Source organism: Achromobacter sp. CSND-B12, from assembly GCF_052906545.1.
In genome coordinates, this window is record NZ_JBREGJ010000001.1 from 6,462,230 (window position 1) to 6,489,156 (window position 26,927).

At 69.0% G+C, this 26,927-nt stretch carries 22 protein-coding genes; 12 read left to right on the plus strand and 10 right to left on the minus strand.

Translation table 11 applies throughout. The features are described from left to right. Positions 1 to 29: 29 nt before the first annotated feature. The 3 genes from ACUTAG_RS30340 to garD are packed head-to-tail and all read right to left on the minus strand — an operon-like array spanning position 30 to position 3,711. A complete protein-coding gene (locus ACUTAG_RS30340; RefSeq protein WP_026383051.1) occupies positions 30 to 1,007 on the minus strand; it encodes a Bug family tripartite tricarboxylate transporter substrate binding protein in 978 nt (325 codons plus the stop codon). Between the two features lie 24 nt (positions 1,008 to 1,031). Further along, the gene (locus ACUTAG_RS30345) at positions 1,032 to 2,078 is read right to left on the minus strand and encodes an SMP-30/gluconolactonase/LRE family protein (RefSeq protein ID WP_148318931.1); all 1,047 of its coding nucleotides are present in this window, start codon (positions 2,076 to 2,078) and stop codon (positions 1,032 to 1,034) included. A gap of 58 nt (positions 2,079 to 2,136) precedes the next feature. Beyond that, entirely contained in the window at positions 2,137 to 3,711 is a 1,575-nt protein-coding gene (gene garD / locus ACUTAG_RS30350; protein ID WP_148318929.1) for a galactarate dehydratase, read from the minus strand. Positions 3,712 to 3,961: 250 nt separating this feature from the next. On the opposite strand from garD, the gene kdgD reads away from it, so the two are divergent. Both kdgD and ACUTAG_RS30360 read left to right on the plus strand, forming a co-directional pair. Next, complete coding sequence (gene kdgD / locus ACUTAG_RS30355) at positions 3,962 to 4,876, plus strand: 5-dehydro-4-deoxyglucarate dehydratase (RefSeq protein ID WP_024068902.1); 915 nt, start codon at positions 3,962 to 3,964, stop codon at positions 4,874 to 4,876. A 59-nt stretch (positions 4,877 to 4,935) separates the two neighbouring features. Beyond that, complete coding sequence (locus ACUTAG_RS30360) at positions 4,936 to 6,516, plus strand: aldehyde dehydrogenase (NADP(+)) (protein WP_148318927.1); 1,581 nt, start codon at positions 4,936 to 4,938, stop codon at positions 6,514 to 6,516. 60 nt (positions 6,517 to 6,576) lie between these two features. Here ACUTAG_RS30360 and ACUTAG_RS30365 read toward each other — a convergent pair whose 3' ends face one another. After that, entirely contained in the window at positions 6,577 to 7,947 is a 1,371-nt protein-coding gene (locus ACUTAG_RS30365) for a sensor histidine kinase (RefSeq protein WP_148318925.1), read from the minus strand. Then, entirely contained in the window at positions 7,940 to 8,623 is a 684-nt protein-coding gene (locus ACUTAG_RS30370; protein WP_026383057.1) for a response regulator transcription factor, read from the minus strand. Before ACUTAG_RS30370 ends, ACUTAG_RS30365 begins: the two co-directional genes overlap by 8 nt. A 193-nt stretch (positions 8,624 to 8,816) precedes the next feature. Between ACUTAG_RS30370 and ACUTAG_RS30375 the strand changes: the two genes are divergently transcribed. The 4 genes from ACUTAG_RS30375 to ACUTAG_RS30390 are packed head-to-tail and all read left to right on the plus strand — an operon-like array spanning position 8,817 to position 12,346. Next, positions 8,817 to 9,938, plus strand: coding sequence for an ABC transporter substrate-binding protein (locus ACUTAG_RS30375; protein ID WP_148318921.1), 1,122 nt, complete (start codon positions 8,817 to 8,819; stop codon positions 9,936 to 9,938). A 12-nt stretch (positions 9,939 to 9,950) separates the two neighbouring features. Then, entirely contained in the window at positions 9,951 to 11,027 is a 1,077-nt protein-coding gene (locus ACUTAG_RS30380; protein ID WP_049055079.1) for a FecCD family ABC transporter permease, read from the plus strand. A gap of 28 nt (positions 11,028 to 11,055) precedes the next feature. Further along, on the plus strand, positions 11,056 to 11,514 hold the full coding sequence (gene azu, locus ACUTAG_RS30385; RefSeq protein WP_006384188.1) for an azurin: 459 nt from the start codon (positions 11,056 to 11,058) through the stop codon (positions 11,512 to 11,514). A gap of 4 nt (positions 11,515 to 11,518) precedes the next feature. Beyond that, a complete protein-coding gene (locus ACUTAG_RS30390) occupies positions 11,519 to 12,346 on the plus strand; it encodes an ABC transporter ATP-binding protein (protein WP_148318919.1) in 828 nt (275 codons plus the stop codon). Here the strand turns inward: ACUTAG_RS30390 and ilvA are convergent. Continuing rightward, entirely contained in the window at positions 12,343 to 13,920 is a 1,578-nt protein-coding gene (gene ilvA / locus ACUTAG_RS30395; RefSeq protein ID WP_148318917.1) for a threonine ammonia-lyase, biosynthetic, read from the minus strand. The genes ACUTAG_RS30390 and ilvA overlap by 4 nt on opposite strands. A gap of 195 nt (positions 13,921 to 14,115) precedes the next feature. Next, positions 14,116 to 15,657, minus strand: a complete 1,542-nt coding sequence (locus tag ACUTAG_RS30400) for a winged helix-turn-helix domain-containing protein (protein ID WP_054444805.1) — start codon at positions 15,655 to 15,657, stop codon at positions 14,116 to 14,118. Positions 15,658 to 16,102: 445 nt separating this feature from the next. Between ACUTAG_RS30400 and ACUTAG_RS30405 the strand changes: the two genes are divergently transcribed. Then, complete coding sequence (locus ACUTAG_RS30405; protein ID WP_058664483.1) at positions 16,103 to 18,331, plus strand: NADP-dependent isocitrate dehydrogenase; 2,229 nt, start codon at positions 16,103 to 16,105, stop codon at positions 18,329 to 18,331. A 146-nt stretch (positions 18,332 to 18,477) separates the two neighbouring features. Here the strand turns inward: ACUTAG_RS30405 and ACUTAG_RS30410 are convergent, their stop codons facing one another. The 3 genes from ACUTAG_RS30410 to ACUTAG_RS30420 all read right to left on the minus strand — a co-directional run bounded on the left by ACUTAG_RS30410 (position 18,478) and on the right by ACUTAG_RS30420 (position 20,658). Then, positions 18,478 to 19,119: a VTT domain-containing protein gene (locus ACUTAG_RS30410; protein WP_054515201.1), complete on the minus strand. Its 642-nt coding sequence runs from the start codon at positions 19,117 to 19,119 to the stop codon at positions 18,478 to 18,480. Positions 19,120 to 19,252: 133 nt separating this feature from the next. After that, positions 19,253 to 20,053: an ABC transporter permease gene (locus ACUTAG_RS30415; RefSeq protein WP_006384182.1), complete on the minus strand. Its 801-nt coding sequence runs from the start codon at positions 20,051 to 20,053 to the stop codon at positions 19,253 to 19,255. Continuing rightward, positions 20,044 to 20,658: an ABC transporter ATP-binding protein gene (locus ACUTAG_RS30420; protein WP_235442292.1), complete on the minus strand. Its 615-nt coding sequence runs from the start codon at positions 20,656 to 20,658 to the stop codon at positions 20,044 to 20,046. Before ACUTAG_RS30420 ends, ACUTAG_RS30415 begins: the two co-directional genes overlap by 10 nt. A gap of 392 nt (positions 20,659 to 21,050) precedes the next feature. Here ACUTAG_RS30420 and ACUTAG_RS30425 point away from each other — a divergent pair, with 392 nt between their 5' ends. The 5 genes from ACUTAG_RS30425 to ACUTAG_RS30445 are packed head-to-tail and all read left to right on the plus strand — an operon-like array spanning position 21,051 to position 26,867. Beyond that, the gene (locus ACUTAG_RS30425) at positions 21,051 to 22,448 is read left to right on the plus strand and encodes a lysine N(6)-hydroxylase/L-ornithine N(5)-oxygenase family protein (RefSeq protein WP_054515199.1); all 1,398 of its coding nucleotides are present in this window, start codon (positions 21,051 to 21,053) and stop codon (positions 22,446 to 22,448) included. A 17-nt stretch (positions 22,449 to 22,465) separates the two neighbouring features. Beyond that, positions 22,466 to 23,071 carry a GNAT family N-acetyltransferase gene (locus ACUTAG_RS30430; protein WP_024068913.1) on the plus strand — a complete coding sequence of 202 codons (606 nt, stop codon included), beginning with the start codon at positions 22,466 to 22,468 and terminating at the stop codon, positions 23,069 to 23,071. Then, a complete protein-coding gene (locus ACUTAG_RS30435) occupies positions 23,068 to 24,915 on the plus strand; it encodes an IucA/IucC family protein (RefSeq protein WP_148318915.1) in 1,848 nt (615 codons plus the stop codon). The genes ACUTAG_RS30430 and ACUTAG_RS30435 overlap by 4 nt, the downstream gene beginning before the upstream one ends. After that, positions 24,912 to 25,661 carry a siderophore ferric iron reductase gene (locus ACUTAG_RS30440; protein ID WP_006384177.1) on the plus strand — a complete coding sequence of 250 codons (750 nt, stop codon included), beginning with the start codon at positions 24,912 to 24,914 and terminating at the stop codon, positions 25,659 to 25,661. Before ACUTAG_RS30435 ends, ACUTAG_RS30440 begins: the two co-directional genes overlap by 4 nt. A gap of 39 nt (positions 25,662 to 25,700) precedes the next feature. Continuing rightward, positions 25,701 to 26,867: an aromatic ring-hydroxylating oxygenase subunit alpha gene (locus ACUTAG_RS30445; RefSeq protein WP_446650435.1), complete on the plus strand. Its 1,167-nt coding sequence runs from the start codon at positions 25,701 to 25,703 to the stop codon at positions 26,865 to 26,867. Positions 26,868 to 26,927: the final 60 nt, after the last annotated feature.

Sequence of the window (26,927 nt, forward strand, 5' to 3'; positions counted from 1 at the left end):
TTGGGGGCCAGCCACGCCGGCCGCCCGGATCAATCCAGCCGGATGTCGGCGCTCTGCACCACCTTGGCCCAGCGCGCCCGCTCGCTGTTGAAGAACCGCGCCAGTTGCGCCGGATCGCGCACCACGATCTCGGCGCCCTGCTCGTTCAGCTGTGACTTCACATCGGGCTGATTGACGATCTGGCCCATCAGCGTCGCCAGCAGGTTGGCCGTCTTGTCGGTCGTGGCGGCGGGGGCCATCACGCCCTGCCAGGTTCCGGATTCGAAGCCGGCCACGCCTTGCTCGGAGATGGTCGGAATGTCGGCCACCAGCTGCATGCGTTCCTTCTTGGAGATCGCGATCGCGCGCAGCTTGCCGCCCTTGATGTGCGGCAGCGTCGCCAGCAGCCCGTTCATGATGACCTGGGTCTGGCCGCCTATGGTGTCGGTGACCGCCTGCGAACCGCCCTTGTAGGGCACGTACTCCCATTGCGCGCCGGTGGCCTGCTGCACCGCCACGGCCGCCAGGTGCGGCGCGCTGCCGATCGCGGTGACGGCGAAATTCAGGCGCTGTTTCTTCGACAGCGCCACCAGCTCCGGCACGGTCCTGGCGGGCACGTCGGGATGCACCGCCAGCACGTGCGGCGAATACGCCAGCATGCCGACCGCGCGCAGGTCCTTGGACGGATCGAACGACAGCTTGGTGTAGACCGACGGGCTGATCGCCAGCGCGCCTACGTCGCACAACAGCACCGTATGGCCTTCCTGAGCCGATTGCACCACGATGCCCGCGCCCAGGTTGCCGTTGGCGCCCGGCTTGTTCTCGACCACCACCGTCTGCCTGAGCGCCTCGGCCAGGCGCGGCGCAATCACGCGCGCGATGATGTCCGACGAGCCGCCCGGCGGGTATGGCACCACGATGCGCACGGGCCGGGTCGGCCATGCGTCGGCCTGGGCCCAGGCCGGCGCCCAGTGCGCCGCGCCCAGCGCCGCCGCGCCCAGCAATAACTGCCTTCGGTTCGAATCCATGTTGTCTCCGTTGTGGTATTTGTGTCAGAGGGCCCCGCGCGTCTCGACGTAGAGCGCGTAGAGCGAATGGCTGCTCGCCATGAACAGCCGGTTGCGCTTGGCGCCGCCGAAGCACAGGTTGGCGCAGCGCTCGGGCAGGCGGATGTGGCCGATCGGCTTGCCGCCCGGGTTGAAGACCATCACGCCATCGAGTTCCTCCGGCTTGGCGTCGGCGGCGCCATTGCTGCCCCAGCCGCACCACAGGTTGCCATGCTCGTCGCACTTGATGCCGTCGATGGCGCCGGGACCTTGCGCGTCGATGAACTTGCGCTTGCCCGACAGCTTGCCATCCGCGCCGACGTCATACGCCCACACCACGCGCGCCGGCTGGTGGCGCGATTCGACGATGTAGAGCACGCGCTCGTCCGGCGAAAAGCACAGGCCGTTGGGCCCGGCCAGGTCGTCCAGCGCCAGCTCGACGCGGCCGCTGTCCGCGTCGATGCGATACACCGAATGCGGCAGTTCGGGCTCGGCCTTGTCGCCCTCCCAGTGGCCGCCGATGCCGAAGGGCGGATCGGTGAACCAGATGGCGCCATTGCGCTGGCACACGATGTCGTTGGGCGAATTGAAGCGCTTGCCCGCGTAGCGGTCCGCCAGCACTGTGATGCCGCCGTCGTACTCGGTGCGCGTGACGCGGCGCGTCAGGTGCTCGCAGGCCAGCAGGCGCCCCTGGCGATCGCGCGCCAGCCCGTTGCTGAAATTGGCGGGCTGGCGGAACACGCTGGTGGCGCCGGTGGTCTCGTCCCAGCGGATGATGCGGTCATTGGGGATGTCCGAACACAGCAGATAGCGCCCGTCCCCCACCCACACCGGTCCCTCCAGCCAGCGAAAGCCGGTGGCCAGCTGCTCCACGCTGCTGCTGTAGATGCGGTACTTCGAGAACTCCGGGTCCAGGATGCGCACCGACGGGTCGGGGTAGCGTTGCTGCGGCGTGAAGGCGAAGGATTGCGCCTGCGCCAGGCCGGCGGGCGCCAGCGCCAGGGCGCCCAGCAGCCGGCGCCGGCCGGCCAGCATCAGGGGGCTGTGGTCCATCGATGGTCTCCTCTTGGTATGTTCGGCGATGGCCTTGCGTTGAAAGCGGCGACGGCAATCAGGTCACGGGACCGGGATTGAACAGCGCCAATGCGTTGTGCAGCTTGAGTTTTTCCGCGCAGCTCTGGCGCCGTCCGCTGGCCACGTCGAGCATCAGCCGGAACAGTTCCCAGCCCACCTCTTCGATGCTGGCCTGGCCGGTGGCGATGCGGCCGGCGTCCACGTCCATCAGGTCGTGCCAGCGCCGCGCCAGGTCGCTGCGGGTGGCGACCTTGATCACCGGCACCTGCGCCAGCCCGTAGGGCGTGCCGCGGCCGGTGGTGAAAATGTGCAGGTTCATACCGGCCGCCAGTTGCAGCGTGCCGCAGATGAAGTCGCTGGCCGGGGTCGCCGCGAAGATCAGCCCCTTGCGGGTCAGCCGCTCGCCCGGCGCCAGCACGCCGTCGATGTTGCAGGTGCCGGACTTGACGATCGAGCCCATGGCCTTTTCGACGATGTTGGACAGGCCGCCCTTCTTGTTGCCGGGGCTGGTGTTGGCGCTGCGGTCGGCGCCGCCGCGCCGCAGGTAATCGTCGTACCAGGCCATCTCGCGCACCAGCGCCGCGGCCACTTCGGGGGTGGCGGCGCGCGCGGTCAACTGGTCGATGCCATCGCGCACTTCGGTGTTTTCCGAGAACATGACGGTGCCTCCGGCACGCACCAGCAGGTCCGCCGCAAAGCCCACCGCGGGATTGGCCGTGACGCCCGAGAAAGCGTCGCTGCCGCCGCACTGCACGCCCACCACCAGATCGGAGACGGGACAGGTCTCGCGGCGGCGGCGGTCCAACCTTTCCAGGTGGCGCTCGGCGGTGCGCATGATGTTGGCGATCATGGACTCGAAGCCGACGTGTTCGTCGTCCTGCAGCACGATGGTGTCGACGCCTTCGCCGCCGGCCATGCCCTGCCCGGCGCGGATCGGGATCGCGCCCGGCGCCAGCAGGCGCTCGGGCTGCAGCTTCTCGCAGCCCAGGCTGACCACCATGGCGGTGCCGCCGAAATTGGGATTGCGGGCAATGTTGTGCAGCGTGCGCACGGGCACCGCCGCGCCCGGCGCGTCGATGGCGACGCCGCAGCCGTAGGTGTGCTCGATACCCACCACCCCGTCGACATTGGGATAGCGCGGCAGCAGCTCGCGGCGGATGCGCTCGACCGCGTGTTCCACCACGCCCTGCACGCATTGCACGGTGGTGCTGATGGCCAGGATGTTGCGCGTGCCCACCGTGCCGTCGGCGTTGCGGTAGCCCTCGAAGGTGTAGCCCTCGAGCGGCGCCGGCGGCGCGATCGTGCGCGTGCCCACCGGCAGGTCGTCGAGCGCGCGGGCCGCGGGCATGGTGGTCACCCGTTCGTTGACCCAGCTGCCGCGCGGCAGGTGCCGGGCCGCGTAGCCGACCACGACGTCATAGCGGCGCACCGGCTCGCCAGGCGCCAGGTCGCGCAGCGCCACCTTGTGGCCCTGCGGCACGGCTTCGGCCAGCACCAGGCCGTCCGGCAGCGCCGTGCCCGCCGGCAGCCCGCCGTCGTTGGCGACGATGGCGACGTTGTCCTGCGGGTGAATCCTGATCAGCACGGGCGCTGGGGCGGGCGCGAACGACATGGAGCATCCTCGAAAACAATGCCGCGGGCTGCGGCATCCTATACGTTATCGTACAACTAGAGAGATTATCCATGGACTGAGGACGGCACGCATTGCGGATTTCCCCAGGTACCCGCCGCCACTGCCCTCAGCGATTCTGTCTTATCTTGCTTGAGCCGGAGAAAATCATGTTGTACGATGACGTACCTATTCAACACATGACAGCCCGGCGGCCCCGCTGCCGCGCGTCCGCCACCAACGGATACCGCCCATGACCACGCCGCAGGAACTCAAGGCCATCGTTTCGGAAGGCCTGCTCTCCTTCCCCGTGACCGACTTCGACGCGCAAGGCAATTTCAACGCCCGCTCTTATGCCGGGCGGCTGGAATGGCTCGCGCCCTACGGCGCCACCGCCCTGTTCGCCGCCGGCGGCACCGGCGAGTTCTTCTCGCTGGCGCCGGACGAATACTCGGATGTCATCCGCACCGCCGTGGACACCTGCGCCGGCAAGGTGCCGATCCTGGCCGGCGCAGGCGGCCCCACCCGCGTCGCCATCGCCTATGCCCGCGAGGCCGAGCGCCTCGGCGCCAAGGGCGTGCTGCTGCTGCCCCACTACCTGACCGAGGCCTCGCAACAGGGCATCGCCGACCACGTCGAGCAGGTCTGCAAGGCCGTCAAGATCGGCGTCATCGTCTACAACCGCGCCCAATCGCGCCTGTCGGCCGACAGCCTGGCCCAACTGGCCGAGCGCTGCCCCAACCTGGTCGGCTTCAAGGACGGCGTCGGCGATATCGAGGCCATGGTGCGCATCCGCCGCAAGCTCGGCGACCGCTTCTCGTACCTGGGCGGCCTGCCCACCGCCGAGGTCTACGCCGCGGCCTACAAGGCGCTGGGCGTGCCGGTCTACTCGTCGGCCGTCTTCAACTTCGTGCCCAGGACCGCGATGCAGTTCTACCGCGCCGTCGCCGCGCACGACCACGACACCACCAACCGCCTGCTGGACGAGTTCTTCCTGCCGTATCTCGAGATCCGCAACCGCTGCGCCGGCTATGCGGTCAGCATCGTCAAGGCCGGCGCCAGGCTGGTCGGCCACGATGCGGGCCCGGTGCGCGCGCCGCTGACCGACCTGCATCCCGACGAAATGGCCATGCTCGACGCGCTGATCCGCAAGCTGGGCCCCCAATAGACCAGGCGCGGCGCCGCCCGCCCGCCCCCGCTGGGGGCGTTTTCATTCGGAGACACTGCATGACTTTGACCGGCAACATGTTGATCGGCGCCCAGGCCGTAAAAGGCGCGGGCGCGCCGCTGCACGCCATCGACCCGGCCCGCGGCGAACCGCTGCAACCGGCGTTCCACGCCGGCGACGGCGAGGACGTGGCGCGCGCCGCCGAACTGGCCGCCGCCGCCTTCGACCCCTACCGCGCCGCGCCGCTCGAAACCCGCGCGCAATTCCTGGAGAGCATCGCCGAAGGCATCCTGGCGCTGGGCGACGCGCTGATCGAGCGCACCCATCTCGAAACCGGCCTGCCGCTGGCCCGCCTGCAGGGCGAGCGCGGCCGCACCGTGGGCCAATTGCGCCTGTTCGCGCGGGTGGTGCGCGACGGCTACTTCCTGGACGCCGCCATCGACCCCGCCCAGCCCGAGCGCCAGCCGCTGCCGCGCGCCGACCTGCGCCTGGCGCAGGTGCCGCTGGGGCCGGTGGCCGTGTTCGGCGCCAGCAACTTCCCGCTGGCGTTCTCGGTGGCGGGCGGCGATACCGCCTCGGCGCTGGCGGCGGGCTGCCCGGTCATCGTCAAGGCCCACAACGCCCACCCCGGCACCGCCGAAATGGTGGGCCGCGTGATCCAGCAGGCGGTGGCCAGGCACGGCCTGCCCGAAGGCGTGTTCTCGCTGCTGTTCGGCGCCGGCAACGAGATCGGCACGGCGCTGGCGACCCACCCCGCCATCACCGCGATCGGCTTCACCGGTTCGCGCCGGGGCGGCCTGGCGCTGGTGGCCGCCGCCAACGCGCGGCCGGTGCCGATCCCGGTGTATGCCGAGATGTCCAGCATCAATCCGGTGTTCCTGCTGCCCGCCGCCCTGGAGGCGCGCGCCGAGACCATCGCCAAGGGCTTCGTCGAATCGCTGGTGCTGGGCGTGGGCCAGTTCTGCACCAATCCCGGCCTGGTGGTCGGCATCGAAGGCCCGGCGCTGGAACGCTTCCGCCAGGCCGCCGGCCAGGCGGTGCAGGCCAAGGGCGCCGCCACCATGCTGACCCCCGGCATCTTCGCCGCCTATTCGCAGGGCGAGCAGGCGCTGGCCGGCCACGCCAGCGTCGCCACGCTGGGACGCGGCGAAGCCTCGCGGCCGGCCGCCAATGCCGCCGGCCCCGCCGTGTTCGGCACCGATGCCGCGCGCTTTCTGGCCTCGCCCGAACTGGAGGCCGAAGTCTTCGGCCCGGCCTCGCTGGTGGTGGCGTGCCGCGACGCCGCGCAGATGCGCCAGGTGGCCGAACACCTGGAAGGCCAGTTGACCGCGACCCTGTTCGTGGACGAGGCCGACATCGAAGCCGCGCGCGCCCTGCTGCCGGTGCTGGAACGCAAGGCCGGCCGGATCCTGGCCAACGGCTATCCCACCGGCGTCGAGGTGAGCCACGCGATGGTGCACGGCGGCCCCTTCCCGGCCACCTCGCGCCCCGCCTCGACCTCGGTCGGCGCCACCGCCATCCGCCGCTTCCTGCGTCCGGTCTGCTACCAGGACCTGCCGGACGCGCTGCTGCCCGATGGCCTCAAGCGCGGCAATCCGCTAGGGCTGCCGCGCATGACCGACGGCGTGCTCGGCGCCTGACGCCACACCCGCCCGGCCGGACATTGCCACGCCGTCCGGCCGCGGGCCGCGCCGTGATCTTCAGGAGCGAGCCGTGGCGCCAAGGTCGACGCGGAACACGCTGCCCCGCCCCGGCGCCGATTGCAGCGAGACCCGCCAACCCTGGTGCTCGCAGATGCGCTGCACCAGGGACAGGCCCAGCCCGAGGTTGCCGGCGGCAGGCTGCGTGCCGCGCACAAAGGGGCTGAAGACCGCCTGCTGCCGCTCCGCCGGAATGCCCGGACCGTCGTCGGCCACCTGCAGGTATTGGGCGCCGGCGCTGATCGTGACGCGCGCGCCGGGTCCGGCGTATTGCAGCGAATTGCGGATCAGGTTGGACAGCAACGCGCGCAGCAACGGCGCCGGAAAGCGCGGCGGGTCCATTGCCGGCGTCATCCCGTCGGCGCCGCTCGGGCCCGGGGCGGCGCCCCTGTCGAAGACATCGGCGGGCGCGCCGGCCGCCGCGTTCGACGAGCTCGGCCCCGCCGCGGCCTGCAGCGTCAGCGACATGCCGCGCCGCCGCGCCACCGCGCTCCAGGCCGCGAGTTGCTCGCGCGCGGCCTCATCGGCGCTGGCGCGCGCGAACTGGCCCGCGTCGTCGCGCCCGCGCGCCAGCATCAGGTAGGTATCGAGCCGTTCTCCCATGTCGGCCGCGGCCGCCGCGATGCGCCGCAAGCGCGCATTGTCGTCGGCATCCAGTCCCGGCTCTTCCAACAGCAGTTCGCAGGAACTGGAAATCACCATCAGCGGCGTGCGCAATTCGTGGCCAACGTCGGCGGTGAACAGCTGTTCGCGCCGCAGCGCCTGCTCGAGCTGGTTGTAGGTGGCGTCGAAGGCGGCCGCCAACCGGCCGATCTCGTCAGGGGGGTAGTCCTCGGCCAGGCGGGTCTGCGGCGGCTGCGCGCCGCGCGCCGTGACCTGCGCCGCCAGCCTGGCCAAGGGCCGCAGCATGCGCCGCGTGGCCAGGGTGCCCAGCACGAAGGCCAGCGCCAGCCCGCCGGCCAGGCCGCTGACCACGGTCCAGTGCGACGCGGACTGGTTGTGTTCGTACTCGGTGTAGTCGCGCAGCAGCATGTAGCGCTGGCCGTCCTTGTCGTCCACCATGACGTGCCAGATTCGGCCCTCGCGCTCGATCTTGTGGAAGCCCGGCGCCAGGCCCCGCAACCATTGCGGGAACGCCGATCCGCCCGGTTCGCCATGGAAGAACCGATGCGGCCGGCCCGGGTCGATGCCCGCCAGGAAGTCGCCGCGCACCCGTTCCACCGCCATGCCCATGTCGATGCGCTGCAAGTGGACTTCGAGCGTGTTCACGCTCCAGATCGACACCCAGGTCAGCACGCCGCCGACCAGCAGCGCCAGCAACAGGTACGTGCGCACCAGGTAGCGCGCCAGGCCGCGCCGCGCGCTACGCATCGCCGGCCGCCCGCAATTGGTAGCCGATGCCGTGCACCGTGTGCAGCAGCGGCGCGTCGAACGGCTTGTCGACCACCTGGCGGATCTGGTGGATATGGGTGCGCAGGCTGTCGCTATCGGGCGGGGAATCGCGCCACAGGGCCTCTTCGAGCCGGCCACGATGGACCACCGCGGGGCTGGCGCGCATCAACAGCATCAACAGCTGCAGTGGCGACGGCGGCAGGCGCAGCGCCTGCCCGGCGCGCGCCAGCGCCAGGGTGCCGGTATCCAGCGTCAGGTCGCCCACCCGCAACACGCGCGCCGCGCCGGCGCCGCTGGCGCGGTGCAGCAGCGCCTTGACGCGCGCCGCCAGTTCGGCCAGCGCGAAGGGCTTGACCAGGTAGTCGTCGGCGCCCGCGTCGAAGCCGGCCAAGCGGTTGTCGAGCGTGTCGCGCGCGGTGACCATGATGATCGGCGTGCCGCAGCCGGCTTCGGCGCGCAGTTGGCGGCACAGGTCGTAGCCATCCAGCCGCGGCAGCATCAGGTCGAGCACGATCAGGTCGAAGCCGCCTTCAGCGGCCATCGCATAGCCGCGCAGCCCGTCCTCCGCGCAATCGACGATATAGCCGCGGCGCGTCAGGTGATGCGTGATGTTGGCCAGGATATCGGGATCGTCTTCGATGACAAGAACGCGCATGTCGGATCGGGCGGGAATGGAAATCAATCTCAGATTGTAAGCGCGGCCGGCGCCCGGCAGCGGCCGCGGCCACGGGCCGCCGCGTCTTAACGAAATCTTGAACCCCGATGGCGGAGACTGTCCGCCGATGTGAATGGTTCGCGTTACCCGCAAGCCCGCGGACGCGTCCAGGGTCACTGGATCGGGATTCTCCATGCGTTTGAAATTCGTGTTCCGCGCGGCGCTGGCTGGCGCCGCCCTGCTCTGCGCCGTCGCCGGCGCCCAGGCCCGCCAGGTGACCGACCTGGCCGGGCGCGTCGTGACCGTGCCCGACCATCCGCGGCGGGTGCTGCTGGGCGAAGGCCGCTTCGTCTTCGCCATGGCCTTGCTGGACCGCGCCGATCCGGTGGCCCGCGTGGTCGGCTGGCAGGGCGAACTCAAGCAGCAGGACCCCTACTCCTGGCAACAGCTGGTCAAGCGCTTCCCGAAGGCTGCCCAGGTGCCGCTGATCGGCACCACCTCGGAAGCCAGCGTCAGTCCCGAAAAAATCGTCGCGCTCAGGCCCGACGTGGCGGTATTCAGCCTGAGCGGCCACGGCCCGGGCCGCAACAATCCCATGATCGCGTCGTTGCAGCAGGCCGGCATTCCCATCGTCTTCATCGACTTCCGCCAGCATCCGGTGCAAAACACCGTTCCCAGCCTGCGCATCCTGGGCCAGGCGCTCGACCGCCAGGAACAGGCCGAGCGCTACATTGCATTCTATGAATCGCACATGGCCAAGGTGCGCGACCTGGTGCAACCCGTGCCGCAGGCCGAGCGGCCGCGCGTATTCGTGGAAATGCTGGCCGGCGTCTGGCCGGCGTGCTGCCACACCACCGGCAACGGCAGCTTCGGCGACCTGCTGCAGGCCGCCGGCGGCGTGAACGTGGCGGCGCCGGTGCTGCCGGGCGCGATCGGCGACGTCAGCATGGAATTTCTGTTGCAGTCACAGCCGCGGGTCTACATCGCCACCGGCAGCCGCTCCGAACCCGGCCGCCCGGGCCTGCTGGTCGGACCGGGCGCCGCCGCAGATGTCTCCGCCACCAGCCTGTCCGCCTTGCTGCAACGCGACGGCATCCGCGACCTGGAGGCGGTCAAGCGCGGCCGCGCCTTCGGCATCTGGCACGCGTTCTACAACTCGCCCTACAACGTGGCGGCGGTGGAAGCCATGGCCAAGTGGCTGTATCCGGAACGCGCCGCCGCGCTCGATCCGCGCGCCACGCTCGACACGCTGTACCGCGACTTCCTCGACCTGGACGGCGCCGGCACCTACTGGACCGCGCCCGCCGCCCGCTGACCGGCTCTTCCCATGCAGACCCCCGCCACCATCCTGGCCGCCGACGGCATGCCGGACGATCCCGTCGCCCACTATCGCCGCACCCGCAGGCGGCGCCTGCTGCTGGCGCTGGCGCTGGCCGTGCTCATCGTCGCCAGCCTGCTGGCCGACCTCGCCACCGGCCCGGCCGGCCTGGCGCCGGCCGATCTGCTGCGCACACTGCTGCATCCCGACGGCGCCGACGCCGGCACCCGCGTCATCGTCTGGCAGTTCCGCCTGCCCTACGCGCTGATGGCATTGCTGGTGGGCGTGGCGCTGGGGCTGGGCGGCGCCGAGATGCAGACCATGCTCGACAACCCGCTGGCCAGTCCCTACACGCTTGGCGTGTCGGCCGCCGCCGCGTTCGGCGCCTCGCTGGCGATCACGCTGGACTGGCACCTGCCGGCTTTGCCGCCGGGCATGGTGGTGTCGTTGTCCGCCTTCGCCAGCACGCTGGTGTCGGTGCTGGTGCTGGAACGCGTGGCGCGCTGGCGCGGCGGGTCGACGCTGGGCGTGGTGCTGTTCGGCATTGCCTTGGTGTATGCCTTCCAGGCCCTGGTGATGCTGCTGCAATTCATCGCCAGCGAGGAAGCGCTGCAAGGCATCGTCTTCTGGACCATGGGCAGCCTGGCGCGCGCCAACTGGACCAGCGTCGGCGCGATGGCCGTGGCGCTGGCCCTGGCGCTTCCCTATTCCCTGCGCGACGCCTGGAAGCTGACGGCGGTGCGGCTGGGCGAGGAACGCGCCGCCAGTTTCGGCATCGACGTCAAGCGCCTGCGGCTGGTGAGCCTGCTGCGCGTCAGCGCGCTGGCGGCCCTGGCGGTGTCGTTCGTCGGCACCATCGGTTTCGTCGGCCTGGTGGCGCCTCACATCGCCCGGCTGCTGCTGGGCGAGGACCATCGCCACTACCTGCCCGGCAGCGCGCTGGCCGGCGCGCTGATCCTGTCGCTGGCCTCCGTCGCCTCCAAGACCGTGCTGCCCGGCGCGCTGGTGCCGGTCGGCATCGTGACCTCGCTGGTCGGCATTCCCTTCTTTCTCACCATCGTCATCCGCGCCCTCAAGCGCAGCTGACTCCTACCTTCACCGGAGACGCCTTCCCATGCACACCCGCTACCCGTTCGCCCTCGCCGCCCTGCTGGCCGCCGGCGCCGTCCACGCCGCCGCGCCCGCCTGCAGCATCGACGTCGAAGGCCAGCCCGGCAAGAAGTTCGCGCCCGCCCACATCGTGGTGCCCGCCACCTGCCAGGACTTCACGGTGCGCCTGATCCATACCGGCAAGAACAGCAAGGAAAAGGCCGGCCACAACTGGGTGCTGACCCGGACCGAAGACATCGACGCGGTGATGGTCGACGGCATGAAGGCGGGCGCGGCGCATGATTTCCTGGCCCCGGGCGATGGCCGCATCCTGGCCCGCACGCCGATGCTGGGCGGCGGCGAGACCGCCAGCGTTACCTTCCCCGTCAGCCGCCTGGCGGCCGGGCAGTCGTACACCTTCTATTGCTCGTTCCCGGCGCACGCCCAGCACATGCGCGGCACGCTGGCCCTGCAGCGGCCCTGACGCCATGGCCTCGCGGCAGAGCCCCGACACCCCGGCCGCGCTGGAGATCCGCGCGCTCGATGCCGGCTATGGCGCGCGCCCGGTGCTGCGGGGCCTGCGGGCGGGCCCGCTGCGCGAAGGCACGCTGACCGCGCTATTGGGTCCGAACGGCAGCGGCAAATCGACGCTGCTCAAGACCCTGGCCGGCCTGAACCCCATGCAGGCCGGCGAACTGCGGCTGGACGGCGCCGATTTCGGCCGGCTGCCGCCGGCGCGGCGCGCGCAACATGCGATGTACATGCCGCAGGCCCTGCCCAGGGGCGTGCACATGACGGTGCTGGAATCGGTGCTGGTGGCGGCCCGCTCCGGCCGCGCGCGCCAGCCCGGCGACGTGCTCATGGGCGAGGCCATGTGGGTGCTGTCCGAACTGGGCATCGGCGCCCTCGCCAGCCGTTGCCTGGATGAGCTGTCCGGCGGCCAGAAGCAGTTGGCCTCGCTGGCCCAGGCCCTGGTGCGGCGGCCGCGCCTGCTGTTGCTGGACGAGCCGCTGTCGGCGCTGGACCTGAATTACCAGTTCCACGTCATGGACGTGCTGCGCCGGCAGACCGCAAGCCATCGCCTCATCACGCTGGTGGTGCTGCACGACCTGAACATCGCCCTGCGCCACGCCGACCATGCCCTGTTGCTGCATGGCGGCGCGCTGCTGGCCGAAGGCCCGCCGCGCGAGGTGGTCACGCGCGATACGCTGCGCCGCGCCTATGGCGTGCTGGCCCGGGTCGAACGGTGTCCGCAGGGCCAACCGCAGGTGCATGTGGACGGATTGGCCCATATCGGGCTGGCCCATATCGCCTAGATCAGGAACTGCCGGTAGGCCTCGTTCGCCGTCTCTTCCGAATGGGCGTAGCCCAGCTGCGCCAGGAAGCGGTCGAGCGCCGCATCGTCGGCCACCGGCGCCTGGATGCCCACCAGCACCGAACTGAAGTCGGCGCCCTGGTTGCGGTAGTGGAACAGACTGATGTTCCAGTTCGGCGCCATGGCGGTCAGGAACTTCATCAGCGCGCCCGGACGTTCCGGAAATTCGAAGCGGAACAGGCGCTCGCCGCCCGCCAGCGGCGAACGCCCGCCGACCATGTAGCGGATGTGCTGCTTGGAAACCTCGTTGTGCGTCAGGTCGCTGACCGTGAAGCCCTGCTCCTGCAAGCCGCGCATGATGTCCGCGCCCTCGCCGCGCCGCGCGATCTGCACGCTGACGAAGATGCGGGCGGTGCGGGCGTCGGCGATGCGGTAGTTGAATTCGGTCACGCTGCGCTGGCCCATCACCGCGCAGAAGCGGCGGAAGCTGCCGCGCTCCTCGGGCAAGGTGACGGCGAACACCGCCTCGCGCGCCTCGCCCACCTCGGCGCGGTCGGCAACGAAGCGCATGCGGTCGAAGTTCATGTTGGCGCCCGAGGTGATCGCCACCAGCGACTGGCCGCTCACGCCCTCGCGCTCCACGTATTGCTTGAGTCCGGCCAGCGCCAGCGCGCCCGCCGGCTCCAGCACGCTGCGCGTGTCCAGGAAAACGTCCTTGATCGCCGCGCAGACCGCATCGGTGTCCACCAGGATCACTTCGTCGAGGAACTGGCGGCACAGGCGGAAGGTCTCTTCGCCCACCAGCTTGACCGCGGTGCCATCCGAGAACAGCCCCACCTCGGCCAGGCTGACGCGCTCGCCCACCTGGATCGACTGCGCCATGGCGCTGGAATCGACCGTCTGCACCCCGATCACCTTGACGGACGGATCCACCGCCTTCATGTACACCGACACGCCCGCCGCCAGGCTGCCGCCGCCGATCGGCACGAACACCGCGTCCAGCCGCCCCGGATGCTGGCGCAGGATCTCCATGCCGACCGTGCCCTGTCCGGCGATCACGTAGGGGTCGTCGAACGCCGGAATGAAAGTCAGATCCTGATCGCGCGCCAGCGTCTGCGCGTAGGCGTAGGCATCGCTGTAGGAGTCGCCCGCCAGCACCACCTGCACCGTCGGCCCGCCGAAGGCGCGCACCGCGTCCACCTTCACCTGCGGCGCGGTCTGCGGCACCACGATGGTAGCGCGCACGCCGAGCCGGGCGGCGGAGATCGCCACGCCCTGGGCGTGGTTGCCGGCCGACGCGGTGATCACGCCGCGTTCCAGCGCCGCCTGCGGCGTGTTGCGCATCTTGTTGTAGGCGCCGCGCACCTTGAACGAGAACACCGGCTGGTTGTCCTCGCGCTTGAGATGCACGCGGTTGCCCAGCCGGCGCGACAGGCCGTGGGCCGGGTCCAGTTCGGTTTCGCGGGCGATGTCGTAGACGCGCGCGGTCAGGATCTGGCGCAGGTATTCCATGGGCGCGGCGCGGCCCGCGGTGAATGCATCGGTGTCGGTGGGGGTGGCTTGCGGTTGTTGCATGGGAACTCTCTGCGGCTTTTTCGGGGGCTGGGCCCGGCAGAGGCGGCAACAAAAAACCCGCCTCGTGGGGCGGGTTTGTTTGACTGACTGCGGTCGCGCGTTAACCCACCATTCCAGGAATGATGGTAATAATCAGCGAAATGCGGACGGCGCGGGAAGTCATGGGGCGTAGCTTCCCGCAAGCGCGGCGGTTTGTCAAATCGGCCCGCCTTGGGCATAGGGCCGCACGGGCGCTGGCAGCTCGTCCAGCGGCCGGTGCCGCGCCAACTGCGCCAGCACGCCGCGGAACATGTTCCTCCTGCCCGCGGCGTCGGGCACCCGCCGCACGAACAGGTATTCGAAATGCGCCAGCAAGCGGCGCAGCATGTCGGCGTCCAGCGCCAGCAGGATCTGGCGCAGGTCGTCGGGCAGCACCTCGTCGGGCGAGCACAGGAACAGGCCCATCTGCATGCGCGTCAAGGGCTTGGCGCGGTACAGGGCCTCGCTGGCCGCCAGGCATGCCTGGCGATCATCCAGGGCCAGCAAGGTGGTGCATTTCAAGACCATCAGGAACACCTGGAATTCGGAACCGGGTTCGGCCAGGCCGATGCCCTGGTCGAAATGCTCGATGGCTTCCCGCAGGCGGCCGCGGTTCAATCGCAACTGGCCCAGCACCGCAAAAGCGGACGCGAACGCGGTGCTGCGCGCGAAGGCCTCTTCGGCCAACGCCTCGGCCAGCGCCAGGTGGCCGTGGCTGACGAAGCACAGCAGCTTGGCCGCCGCCAGCGCCAGCATCGGATTGGCCCGCACGTGCGGCAGCGCCTGGAACACCAGCGCCTCGATCTGCGGCTCGAGCTCGGCCGGGACGCTGGACAGGTCCAGCACCAGCCGCGCGTACAGATGCGAGGCCCACATCAGCGCGGTCTGCGGATCGTCGGGATTCTCGGCGCGCAGTTTCTCCAGTTCGGCCTCCGACTCCAGCCAGCTTTGCGGGGTGCGCGACAGCAGCACCGCGGCACTGTGCAAGCGCAACTCGATCGGCTCGTCGGAGGGGCCGGCCACGTCGCCGCGAGCCCGTGCCAGGCTGCGCCAGATTTCGCTTTTCAGGCAAGCCGCGAAAGTCGCGGCGGCGGTCCGGCCGACGTCGGGACCGTCCCCGGGCGCGATGGTCCAGCGCTCGGCGCGCAACGCCGCCCCGCTGGCCGCTTCGCGCAAAACCACCGCGCAATGCACGCCGGCCTCGTCCTGGCGCAAACCAACCTCCACCCGGAATGGCGCGCGCGCTTCGGCGGCGGCCGCCAGCGACAACAGGCTGACGCCCCGCTCGCTCGGCAGGCGCGCCCGCAATGCCGCGGCCAGGTCCGTCAGGAAGGCTCGCACCCGCGGCTCGGCGCGCAAGGCCTCGGGGCCGGCCGCCGGCCCGATGGCGACATAGACGTCGCCGCCCGGCCCCGGCTCGGCCGCGGCGATCCAGCTGTAGCCTTCGCCGTAGCTGGTGGCGATGAAACGGGGCGCGCGCGCGGAATCGCCGAGCTTGGCGCGCAGGCGATTGATCAACAGGTCGACGCTGCGCTCGAGGGCGTCGCCGTCACCGCGCTGGGTCACGTCCAGCAGGCGCTGGCGCGGCAGGATCTGGCCCACGTGTCCGGTCAACAAGGCCAGCGCGGCACTTTCGACGGGCGTGAAGTGCACCGTCCTGCCATCGGTACCGCTGGCATAGCGGAACTTCGGATCGAACAACAGATTGCCAAACCGCATTGCCTCTCTCCGCGCCGGGCCTCTCACAACGCCCATCGTCATCCGGCGCCCCGCTCTCACCCGCCCGCGCGCTTTGGCGCGACAGTTGCGGCATATTAGCCAATACTTGCACGCCGTTACCAGAGGTTGTCGATCTTTGGCGCCATTCCTGGACGCAAAAAACCGTCCATCCGGCCACTGGCGCACGCCCGGCGGACGATTGGCGCCCATTTCCGCGCACGCCGCGCGGGTCACGGTATTACAATGTTCGATTCGTGGCAGTCGCACCTTCCAGGCGGTCGGGCTTTTGGACCAGCAAATAAAGGGCGGGCGGCGCCATGTTGAGCCGACCCGGGCCCGCCTGTGCCGGTTCAAACGAACCCACTCTCGACAACATCTACCGGCTGACGCCGCATAGCATGTTCGGGTTTGCGCCTAGCGCCACCGCCGAACAGATTCAAGGATCATGTCTCTTACTCCGAAGATTATCTATACCCTCACCGACGAAGCTCCGGCGCTTGCAACCCGTTCCCTGCTGCCGATCGTCCAGACCTTCGCGAAGTCCGCTGGCATTACCGTCGAAACCCGCGACATCTCCCTGGCGGGCCGCATCATCGCCCTGTTCCCCGACTACCTCGACGACAGCCAGAAGCTGGGCGATGCCCTGTCCGAACTGGGCGCCCTGGCGGTCCAGCCCGAAGCCAACATCATCAAGCTGCCCAACATCAGCGCCTCGATGCCGCAGCTGAAGGCCGCCATCAAGGAACTGCAGGACCAGGGCTACAAGCTGCCCGACTACCCTGACGCCCCGGCCAACGACACCGAGCGCGACGTCAAGGCGCGCTACGACAAGGTCAAGGGCAGCGCCGTCAACCCCGTGCTGCGCGAAGGCAACTCCGACCGCCGCGCGCCGCTGTCGGTCAAGAACTACGCCCGCAAGCACCCGCACAAGATGGGCGCCTGGACGGCTGACTCCAAGTCGCACGTCGCGCACATGGACAGCGGCGACTTCTACGGCACCGAAAAGTCGGCCCTGATCGCCGAAGCCGGCGACGTCAAGATCGAGCTGACCGCCGCCGACGGCACCAAGACCGTGCTGAAGGAAAAGACCCCGGTCAAGGCCGGCGAGATCATCGACGCCGCCGTGCTGTCGACCGCCAAGCTCAAGACCTTCCTGCAGGCCCAGATCGACGACGCGCGCGCCCAGGGCGTGCTGTTCTCGGTGCACCTGAAGGCCACCATGATGAAGGTCTCCGACCCCGTCATCTTCGGCCACGTGGTGTCCGTGTTCTACAAGGACGTGCTGGCCAAGCACGCCGCCGTCCTCAAGCAGGCCGGCTTCGATCCCAACAACGGCATCGGCGACCTGTACGCCAAGATCCAGTCGCTGCCCGCCGACCAGCAGGCCGCGATCACCGCCGACATCGACGCCGCCTACAAGACGCTGCCGCAGCTGGCCATGGTGAATTCCGACAAGGGCATCACCAACCTGCACGTGCCCAGCGACGTCATCGTCGACGCCTCCATGCCCGCCATGATCCGCGACTCGGGCAAGATGTGGAACGCCGAAGGCAAGCTGCAGGACGCCAAGGCCGTCATCCCCGACCGCTGCTACGCCGGCGTCTACCAGGCCGTCATCGACGACTGCAAGCAGCACGGCGCCTTCAATCCGGTCACGATGGGCAGCGTGCCCAACGTCGGCCTGATGGCCCAGGCCGCCGAGGAATACGGCTCGCACAACAAGACCTTCGTCATCCCCACCGCCGGCACCGTGCGCGTCACCGACGCCTCGGGCAAGGTGCTGCTGGAGCAGGCCGTCGAGGCCGGCGACCTCTGGCGCATGTGCCAGACCAAGGACGCCGCCATCCAGGACTGGGTCAAGCTGGCCGTCACCCGCGCCCGCGTCAGCCAGACGCCGGCCGTGTTCTGGCTGGACGAAAAGCGCGCCCACGACGCCCAGGTCATCGCCAAGGTCAAGCAGTATCTGAACGACCACGACACCAACGGCCTGGATCTGCGCATCCTGGCGCCGGTCGAGGCCACCAAGTTCTCGCTCAAGCGCATCCGCGAAGGCCTGGACACCATCTCCGTCACCGGCAACGTGCTGCGCGACTACCTGACCGACCTGTTCCCCATCATGGAGCTGGGCACCAGCGCCAAGATGCTGTCGATCGTGCCGCTGGTCGCCGGCGGCGGCCTGTTCGAAACCGGCGCCGGCGGTTCGGCGCCCAAGCACGTGCAGCAGTTCCTGGAAGAAGGCTTCCTGCGCTGGGACTCGCTGGGTGAGTTCATGGCCCTGGCCGCTTCGCTGGATCACCTGGGCCGCGCCTACGACAACGCCCGCGCGCAAGTGCTGGCCAAGACGCTGGACCTGGCCACCGCCAAGTTCCTGGACGAGAACAAGTCGCCCGACCGCAAGGTCGGCGGCCTGGACAACCGCGGCAGCCACTTCTACCTGGCGATGTACTGGGCCCAGGCCCTGGCCGAGCAGACCGACGACCGCGCGCTGGCCGCGCTGTTCGCCCCGGCCGCCGCCGCCTTCGCGCAAGGCGAAGCCAAGATCCTGGAAGAGCTCAAGGCCGCCCAGGGCAAGCCGGTCGACATCGGCGGCTACTACCAGCCGAACGAAGACAAGGCCAGCCGCGCCATGCGCCCCAGCGCCACGCTGAACCAGGTGCTGGCCAACATCGGCTAAGCCCCGTCGTCCCGGGCCGTCTGGCCCGCGAGCGCAAAAAAGCCGGCGGTTCCGCAAGGAGCCGCCGGCTTTTTCTTTGCGCCAGGGTTGTCCGCCAGACCGCGGGCACGGGCCCGACGCGGCATCGCGCCGTCGACCTGCGCCGCTCAGGCCCGCGATACCCCGCGCGCCCGTCGGATCTGCAACCATTGCAGCGCCACCGGAATCAGCGACAGCGCGATGATGACGACCGACACCCAGTGCAGGTTGGCGCGCACCCAGGCGATGGAGCCGAGCCAGTAGCCCGCCAGCAGCATCGAGCCGCACCAGGCAATGGCGCCGACCACGTTGTAGATGAAGAAAGTGCGGCGCGGCATCTGCGACAGCCCCGCCACGAATGGCGCCAGGGTGCGCACGATGGGCACGAAGCGCGCCACCGTGATGGTCATGGCGCCGTAGCGGGCGAAATAATCGCGCGCCCGTTTCAGGTGATCCGGCTTGACCCAGCGGCTATGCGCCAGCTTCTGGCCCCAGCGCGACGAGGCAATGGCGTAGTTGAGCGCGTCGCCGGCAATGGCGGCCGCCGTGATGGCCGCCAACGACGCCAGCGGGTCGATGCCCGCCAGCCCCAGGAACGCGCCAGCCGCGAACAGCAGCGAATCGCCCGGCAGGAACGGCATCACCACCAAGCCGGTCTCGATAAACACGATGGCGGCGATGATGCAGGTGCCCAGCACCCAGTTCTGCGCCAGCAGCGCCATCAGGCCCTGCTCGCTGGTCAACCACGCAAACATCTCGGTAATGCTCATACGGATCCCGCCCTTCTTTTTTCATGGCCGGTGGCGCCGGCCGCGTCATGGATGAAGGGTCGCAGTATGCAGCGGGCCGCGTCGATATTTCATCAAATCCGGGTGCCGCCGACGAGACAGCGGCGGGCGCCGCTCAGCGCTCGGCCATCAACCGATCGAGCCGCAGCCGGCCGCGCTCGTCCGTCAGCCGCCGCATGGCGCCATAGGCCGCGCCCATGGCCGCCATGCCGCTGGCGCCGCACAGCAGGAACATCAGCAGGATCTGGTACTTGGCCGCATCGATCGGGTCCATGCCGGCGATGATCTGGCCGGTCATGATGCCAGGCAGCGTGATGATGCCGGCCGCCGACATCTGGTTGATGCTGGGCACGATGCCGCGCCGCACCGACTCGCGCAGCAACGCCGCGAAGGCCTGGTGCGCGGTCGCGCCCAGCGACAGGCGCGCCTCGATCGCCAGCTTGTCGCGGCGCACGCCCGACAGCACCCCGTCCAGCGCCAGGCTGGCGGCATTGAGCACGCTGCCCAGCACGATGCCGACCAGCGCAATGGTATAGCGCGGGTCGTACCAGGGTTCCGGGCGCAGCGCGGTACTGAGGATGAACAGCGCGGTGACCACCGTGGTGGCCACCACCGCCATCGTGCCCACGTGCCCGTTGCCGTGGCCGGCCAGCCGCCCCTTGGGCCGGGCCGCGACCTCGCGCGCCGCCAGCGCCATCATCACCGCCACCACCAGCGCGGTCAGCCAGGGCGCCGCGTGCGCGAACACGATACGCAGGATATGGCCGACCAGCAGCAGCTGCACCACGGTGCGCAGCGCCGCCCACAGCACCTGGCGCTGCAGGTTCAAGCGCAACGCGAACGAAATGCCGGCCGACAGCAGCACCAGCAGCGAGGCGATGACCAGGTCCAGCGTCTCCAGCTTGATCACGTCCATTGCGGCTCCAGCTTGCCCTGCTCCATGCGCCAGCCGCGCCTTCCCATGCGGCGCGCCTGCTCGGGATTGTGGGTGACCATGAGGATGGCCGCGCCACCCTCGAGATAGCGGCGCAGTTCGGCCTCGACGCGCGCCGTGGCCTCGGGATCCAGCGCCGCCGTGGGCTCGTCCAGCAGCAAAGCCCGCGGCGCCTGCGCCAAGGCCCGCGCAAGGGCGGCGCGCTGGCGTTCGCCGGTGGACAGCTCCTGCACCAGGGAGTCCATTTTTTCCGGCGCCAGGCCCAGGCGCTGCAACAGTTCGGTGGCCAGGGTCCGGTCGGCGAAATGCCGCGCGACGCGGTCGTCCCACCAGCCGGCCTCGGCCTGGCAATAGGTCACCTGGCGGCGCCATTGCCAACCGCGCATGCCGGAACGCGGCGCGCCGTCCAATTCGACTTCGCCATGGCCCGGATCGAGATCGGCGACCTGGCGCAACAGCAGCGACTTGCCCGACCCCGAAGGGCCGGTGATGGCGGCGCATTCGCCCGCCGCCAGATCCAGGCTGACGGGCGCCAGGCGTTCGCTGTAGACGCCGCGCAGCCTGAGCACGGGAGGTTTCTGTGACATGGCGGCAAGCATAACCCGCGCGCGCCAGGCATATGCGTGGCGCCGCGGCGCGCCCTCGATGCCCTCTCGGGTCCATGCATGAGCTTATGCGTTTCGGCCATGTCCCTATGCGCTTTGCCACCCTGCATATGGGCGCCGCCTCGGTGGCTGTGGCAATGCTTCGCCGCAAAAAACCATTTGCTAGAGTGTCTGTATTGCAAATGAAAATCATACCTACACAGATGTTCAATTCATGCAATACCGGCGATGGAAATTCTTTGTTGTTGCAGTGGACCGACGGACCGACGAGCCGCTCGCGTCCCGTTCCGCCTGATTAGCCGGCCCTGTTCCGAGTATGCCCTGCCCCGGGCATCGTCCGTGCAACGAGAGACTCCGCAAAAGGCGTAACCATCATGAACCGTGAAATCTATGACTTCGTCGCGATCGGCCTAGGCCCTTTCAACCTCAGCCTGGCCTGCCTGTCGGCGCCCTTACCCGGCGTGCGCGCCCTGTTCCTCGACAAGAAACCCGGCTTCGACTGGCATCCGGGCATGCTGATCGAGGCCTCCACGCTGCAGAACCCGTTCCTGGCGGACCTGGTCAGCCTGGCCGATCCGCGCAGCGAATACAGCTACCTGAACTACTGCAAGCAGACCGGCCGCATCTACTCGTACTACATGCGCGAGAACCACTACCTGACGCGCGCCGAGTACAACCGCTATTGCAAATGGGTGGCCGCGCGCCTGCCGAACCTGCGCTTCAACAGCGACGTGCAGAGCGTGCTGCACGATCCCGAGACCGACACCTACCTGGTCACCGGCCAGCACAGCGTCAATGGCGAACGCTTCATGGTCCGCTGCCGCAAGCTGGTGCTGGGCCTGGGGTCGCAGCCGGTGCTGCCGCCCTGCTGCGACCGGCGCGAGGCGCCCTACATCCACAGCGCCGAGTACCTGCGGCACAAGGAGCAACTGCAGGGGCGCGCCTCGATCACCATCGTCGGCAGCGGCCAGAGCGCGGCCGAGGTGTTCCACGACCTGCTGCGCGACAGCGACGAACACGACTACAGCCTGGCCTGGATCACGCGCTCGCCGCGCTTTTTCCAGATGGAGAACACCAAGCTCACGCTGGAACTGATTTCCCCCGACTACACCAACTATTTCTACGACCTGCCCGAGGCTCGCCGCCGCCAGATCCTGGCCGAGCAGAGCAGCCTGTACAAGGGCATCAACGCCTCGCTGATCAACCAGATCTACGACCTGCTCGATGAAAGGATCCGCAACGGCGACAACCGCTACACGCTGCTGACCAATGCCGAATTGCGCGCCAGCCGCCATGACCGCGGCACCGGCCGCTACCAGCTGGAATTCCGCCACGTCGATACCGGCCAGCCGTTCTCGCATTCGACCGATGGCCTGGTGCTGGCCACCGGCTATGCGCGCAGCATCCCCAGCTGCGTCAATCCCATCCACGACCGCATCGCCTGGGCCGACGATGGCGGCTACCGCATCGCGCGCAACTACACCATCGACCATGGCGGCAACGAGATCTTCGTGCAGAACAGCGGCCTGCTCAGCCACGGCGTCACCAATCCGGACCTGGGCTTCTGCTGCTACCGCAACTCGCAGATCCTGCGCGAACTGACCGGCCACGAGCATTACGCCATTGAACCGCGCACCGCCTTGCAGGATTTCCGTCCGCCGGCCGGCGGCGTGCTGGCGCATCGCGCGGCGCAAGCGGCGCCGGCGTGCCGCGGCAGCATGGCGCCGGAACTGATGCCCCTGATGGACGGCCATCGCGCCGCCACGGTCTGATACCCCGGGAGCCCGCCATGATCACCATGACCGCCGCCTTCCTGGGCGAGATCGACCGCCAGGCGCGCAGCCACTACGACGAGGGCGCGGGCCTGGCGCTGCGGCCGCTCGATCCCGCCGCCGATGCCGCGCTGCTGCGCCAGTGGTTCGCGATGGACTACGCCCGTTTCTGGTCGATGCAGACCTTCACCGAAGCGCAGGTGCGCGAGTTCTACGAAGCGCTGACCGACAGCGGCCACGCCGGTGCCTGGCTGGGCAGCCACGACGGCCGCCCCGCTTTCCTGGTCGAGTGCTACGACCCCGCCCACGACCAGGTCGGCGAGCACTACCCGGTGCGCCCCGGCGACCTCGGCATGCACATCTTCATCGGCCCGCCGCGCGTGCGCATCCCGAATTTCAGCCGCAACGTGCTGGCCTTCGTGATGCGCTTCATGTTCGACCGCCTCCAGGCCCGGCGCGTGGTGGTGGAACCCGACAGCAACAACAGCAAGATCCATGCGCTCAACCTGGCCATGGGTTTTGTCTACGCCGGCCAGGCGCGTTTTCGCGAGAAGACCGCCAGCATCGCCTTCTGCACCCGGCAGCAATTTGAACAGGCCCAACTCCAGGAGTCTTCCCTATGAGCACCCAGCCCCATCCCGCCCAGATCGCCAGCCACCTCGCTCCCGAGGTCTGGGACAAAGTGAACCGCCTGCTGGTGAAGAAGGCCATCTCGGAATATGCCCACGAATGGCTGTTGGAGCCCGAACGGCTCGGCCCGGCCGAGGCGCCCGGCTTTGACCGCTACCGACTGGTGCTGGCCGACGGCCATGCCGAGTACCAGTTCGACGCGCAACTGATGGCCATGCGCCACTGGCGCATCCCGCCCGAGTCCATCAGCAAGACCATGGCCGGCACGCCCGCGCCGCTGGACGCGTTGCAGTTCGTCATCGAGATCCGCGACAAGCTCGGCATGCCCGAGGACCGCCTGCCGATCTACCTGGACGAGATCACCAGCACGCTGCACGGCAGCGCCTACAAGCACACCCGCGCCGCGCCCGCGGCCGCCGAATTGGCGGTGGCTGATTACCAGACCATCGAGACCTCGATGATCGAAGGCCATCCCAGCTTCGTCGCCAACAACGGCCGCCTGGGTTTCGACGCCGAGGACTACCACGTCTACGCCCCGGAATGCGCCAGCCCGATCCGCGTGATGTGGCTGGCGGTGCACAAGGACAACGCCCACTTCGCCTGCCTGTCGACCATGGACTACGACAGCCTGCTGCGCGACGAACTGGGCGCGGATACCGTCGCCCGCCACACCCAGACCCTGCGCGATCAGGGGCTGGATCCGGCCGACTACTACTTCATGCCCTCGCATCCGTGGCAGTGGTTCAACAAGCTGTCGCTGGCGTTCGCCCCCTACGTGGCCTCGCGCAAGATCGTGTGCCTGGGCTACGGCGACGATGACTACCTGGCGCAGCAGTCGATCCGCACCTTCTACAACATCAGCCAGCCGGCCAAGCACTACGTGAAGACCTCGCTGTCGATCCTGAACATGGGCTTCATGCGCGGACTGTCGCCTTACTACATGTCCGGCACGCCGGCGATCAACGAGTACATCCACGGCCTGATCAACGCCGATCCGTGGCTGCGGGAGAACGGCTTCACCATCCTGCGCGAAGCGGCCTCGCTGGGGTTCCGCAACTACTACTACGAAGCGGCCATCTCGGTCGACACGCCCTACAAGAAGATGTTCTCGGCACTGTGGCGCGAGAACCCCACCGCGCTGATCGGCGCCAACCAGCGCCTGATGACCATGGCCGCGCTGCTGCACGTCGATCCGCAGGGCCGCGCGCTGCTGCCGGAACTGATCCGCGCCTCGGGGCTGGATGCCGCCGCATGGCTGGAGCGCTACGTCGACGCCTACCTTACGCCGCTGGTGCACTGCTTCTATGCCCACGACCTGGTGTTCATGCCACATGGCGAGAACGTCATCCTGGTGGTCCAGGACCACGTGCCGGTGCGCGCCTTCATGAAGGACATCGCCGAGGAATCGTCGATCCTCGATCCCAACGCCGCCCTGCCCGAGAACGCCCGCCGCCTGGCCGCCGACGTGCCCGAGGAATACAAGCTGCTGACCATCTTCGTGGACGTGTTCGAAGGCTACTTCCGCCATCTGTCCCAGGTGCTGGTCGACAACGGCGTGATGGACGAGGACGCTTTCTGGAAACTGGTGGCCGGCCGCATCATCGCCTATCAGGAGGCCCATCCCGAACGCCTGGAAAAGTACCGCCAGTACGACCTGTTCGCGCCGGAGATGATCCATTCGTGCCTGAACCGCCTGCAGCTGGCCAACAACCTGCAGATGGTCAACCTGGCCGACCCCATCGGCAGCTTCCAGATGGCGCCCAACCTGGCCAACCCGATTGCCCGCCACCGGCCCCAGTGGCTGGGCCAGGCCGACACCGCGCAGGCGCTTGCGTGAACCGCGACCTGGACGATCTGCTGGCGCTGACCGGCCGCCTGGTGCCCGGGCTGTCGGGCCAGGTCGCGGCGGCGCCCGGGCCGGGCATCCGCCCGGGCGCCGACAACGCCCAGGCCATCGCGCGGCTGCGCGATGTCTGGGGGCAGCGCTATCCGGAGGCCGGGCCACACTACCTGGCTTTGCGCTGCTGGGGGTTGCTGATCTGGCAGCCCGTCTACCTGAGCGTGATCGCCGCGCATCGCAGCGCGATCGTGCCCGACCTGTCGGGCATGATCCAGCCGGTGCCGGACGACGGTTTCATCATCGGCTACACCCTGGAGCGCCATGAACCCTTGCGCGGCGGCCTGCGCCACCGCATGCAGGCCGCCGCCGCGCAACTGCGCAATATCTGCGCCACCTTCTACCGCGAACTGACCCAGGTGCTGCGGGTGAGTCCGCGCGCCGCCGAGAGCATGCAGGCCGATTGCGTGCTGTATGCCCTGCTGGCCGCGCGTCACGACGACGGCGCCGCCGCCAACGACTGGGCCCAGCGGCAGGCCATCGAATGGATGGACCTGCTCGGCCTGCGCGGGCGCAGCGGCTACCTGACCTGGCGGCGCGCGGACCTGCCGGTCATCGCCGTCGATCGGCAGGTCTGCTGCCACTACTTCCGCAGGCGCGACGGCGACTACTGCAGCACCTGCCCCAAATTGGATCTTGCCGAACGCATGACCCGGATCGACGCCGAGAGCGCCGTGCCCGCCTGAAGGCGGCCGGGCCTTGCGGGACGGCACAAGGAGTCGGAAATGACGGACATTGGCCGCCTCGAGCACGTGCGCGAGGCCTTGAGCCCGCTGCACGTTCGGGCCTATTTCGACCAAGCCCTGTTCGAACGCGAACAGGAACGGATATTCAAGCAATCGCCCATCTACGTGGGCCACGAGAAAGTCGTGCCCGAACCGGGCGACTGGCGCCGCCTGCCGCACGAGGACGGCGGCCGGGTGCTGGTGCGCAACGCCCATGGCGTCGAGCTCGTCTCCAACGTCTGCCGCCACCGGCAGGCGCTGATCCTGGGCGGCGAGACGGGCGCGGTGACCGGACCCGGCAACCCCGCCGGCAACCTGTCGGCCAGCGGCGGCAACATCGTCCGCCCGCTGCACCGCTGGACCTACGACAACCGCGGCCAGATCCTGGGCGCGCCGCAGTTCCCCAGCACGCCCTGCCTGAACCTGCCGCGTTTTCCGCTGAAGAATTGCCATGGCCTGCTGTTCGAGGGCCCGCGCGATCCGCGCGCCGACCTGGGCCATCTGTTCGAGCGGCCCGAGTTCGACTTCTCCGACTACGTGCTCGACCACGTCGAGGTGCACCAGTGCAACTACAACTGGAAGACCTTCATCGAAGTCTATCTGGAGGACTACCACGTGGGGCCCTTCCACCCCGGCCTGGGCCGGTTCGTCACCTGCGAGGACCTGAGCTGGGAGTTCGGCCGCCACCACAGCCTGCAACGCGTGGGCGTGCATGACTCGCTGGAAAAGCCCGGTTCCGACGTCTACCGCGACTGGCACGACACGCTGATGCGCTATCGCGGCGGCTCGGCGCCCGACTTCGGCGCGATCTGGGTGACCTACTTCCCCACCCACATGATCGAGCTGTACCCGCACGTGCTGGTGCTCTCCACGCTCTACCCCAAGAGCCCGCAGGAAACCATCAACATCGCCGAGTTCTACTACCCCGAGGAAATCGCGCTGTTCGAGCGCGAATTCGTCGAGGCGCAGCGCGCGGCCTACATGGAAACCGCGGTCGAGGACGACGAGATCGGCGAGCGCATGGACGCCGGCCGGCTGGCGCTGCTGCGCCGCAGCACCTCCGAAAGCGGCCCATACCAGTCGCCGATGGAGGATGGCATGCAGCATTTCCACGAGTGGTATCGCGACATCATGGGCGAGGAACTGGGCGACTGCGCCGCGCCGTAGGGGACGCAGGGGACGGGCGCGCCGTAATTAAAACGGTGCCGGAGCGGTGAGAATAGCTGC

Coding starts and splice junctions, on each gene's coding strand:
- ACUTAG_RS30340 (WP_026383051.1), bottom strand. CDS start 1,007: ATGGATTCGAACCGAAGGCAGTTATTGCTGGGCGCGGCGGCGCTGGGC.
- ACUTAG_RS30345 (WP_148318931.1), bottom strand. CDS start 2,078: ATGGACCACAGCCCCCTGATGCTGGCCGGCCGGCGCCGGCTGCTGGGC.
- garD (WP_148318929.1), bottom strand. CDS start 3,711: ATGTCGTTCGCGCCCGCCCCAGCGCCCGTGCTGATCAGGATTCACCCG.
- kdgD (WP_024068902.1), top strand. CDS start 3,962: ATGACCACGCCGCAGGAACTCAAGGCCATCGTTTCGGAAGGCCTGCTC.
- ACUTAG_RS30360 (WP_148318927.1), top strand. CDS start 4,936: ATGACTTTGACCGGCAACATGTTGATCGGCGCCCAGGCCGTAAAAGGC.
- ACUTAG_RS30365 (WP_148318925.1), bottom strand. CDS start 7,947: ATGCGTAGCGCGCGGCGCGGCCTGGCGCGCTACCTGGTGCGCACGTAC.
- ACUTAG_RS30370 (WP_026383057.1), bottom strand. CDS start 8,623: ATGCGCGTTCTTGTCATCGAAGACGATCCCGATATCCTGGCCAACATC.
- ACUTAG_RS30375 (WP_148318921.1), top strand. CDS start 8,817: ATGCGTTTGAAATTCGTGTTCCGCGCGGCGCTGGCTGGCGCCGCCCTG.
- ACUTAG_RS30380 (WP_049055079.1), top strand. CDS start 9,951: ATGCAGACCCCCGCCACCATCCTGGCCGCCGACGGCATGCCGGACGAT.
- azu (WP_006384188.1), top strand. CDS start 11,056: ATGCACACCCGCTACCCGTTCGCCCTCGCCGCCCTGCTGGCCGCCGGC.
- ACUTAG_RS30390 (WP_148318919.1), top strand. CDS start 11,519: ATGGCCTCGCGGCAGAGCCCCGACACCCCGGCCGCGCTGGAGATCCGC.
- ilvA (WP_148318917.1), bottom strand. CDS start 13,920: ATGCAACAACCGCAAGCCACCCCCACCGACACCGATGCATTCACCGCG.
- ACUTAG_RS30400 (WP_054444805.1), bottom strand. CDS start 15,657: ATGCGGTTTGGCAATCTGTTGTTCGATCCGAAGTTCCGCTATGCCAGC.
- ACUTAG_RS30405 (WP_058664483.1), top strand. CDS start 16,103: ATGTCTCTTACTCCGAAGATTATCTATACCCTCACCGACGAAGCTCCG.
- ACUTAG_RS30410 (WP_054515201.1), bottom strand. CDS start 19,119: ATGAGCATTACCGAGATGTTTGCGTGGTTGACCAGCGAGCAGGGCCTG.
- ACUTAG_RS30415 (WP_006384182.1), bottom strand. CDS start 20,053: ATGGACGTGATCAAGCTGGAGACGCTGGACCTGGTCATCGCCTCGCTG.
- ACUTAG_RS30420 (WP_235442292.1), bottom strand. CDS start 20,658: ATGTCACAGAAACCTCCCGTGCTCAGGCTGCGCGGCGTCTACAGCGAA.
- ACUTAG_RS30425 (WP_054515199.1), top strand. CDS start 21,051: ATGAACCGTGAAATCTATGACTTCGTCGCGATCGGCCTAGGCCCTTTC.
- ACUTAG_RS30430 (WP_024068913.1), top strand. CDS start 22,466: ATGATCACCATGACCGCCGCCTTCCTGGGCGAGATCGACCGCCAGGCG.
- ACUTAG_RS30435 (WP_148318915.1), top strand. CDS start 23,068: ATGAGCACCCAGCCCCATCCCGCCCAGATCGCCAGCCACCTCGCTCCC.
- ACUTAG_RS30445 (WP_446650435.1), top strand. CDS start 25,701: ATGACGGACATTGGCCGCCTCGAGCACGTGCGCGAGGCCTTGAGCCCG.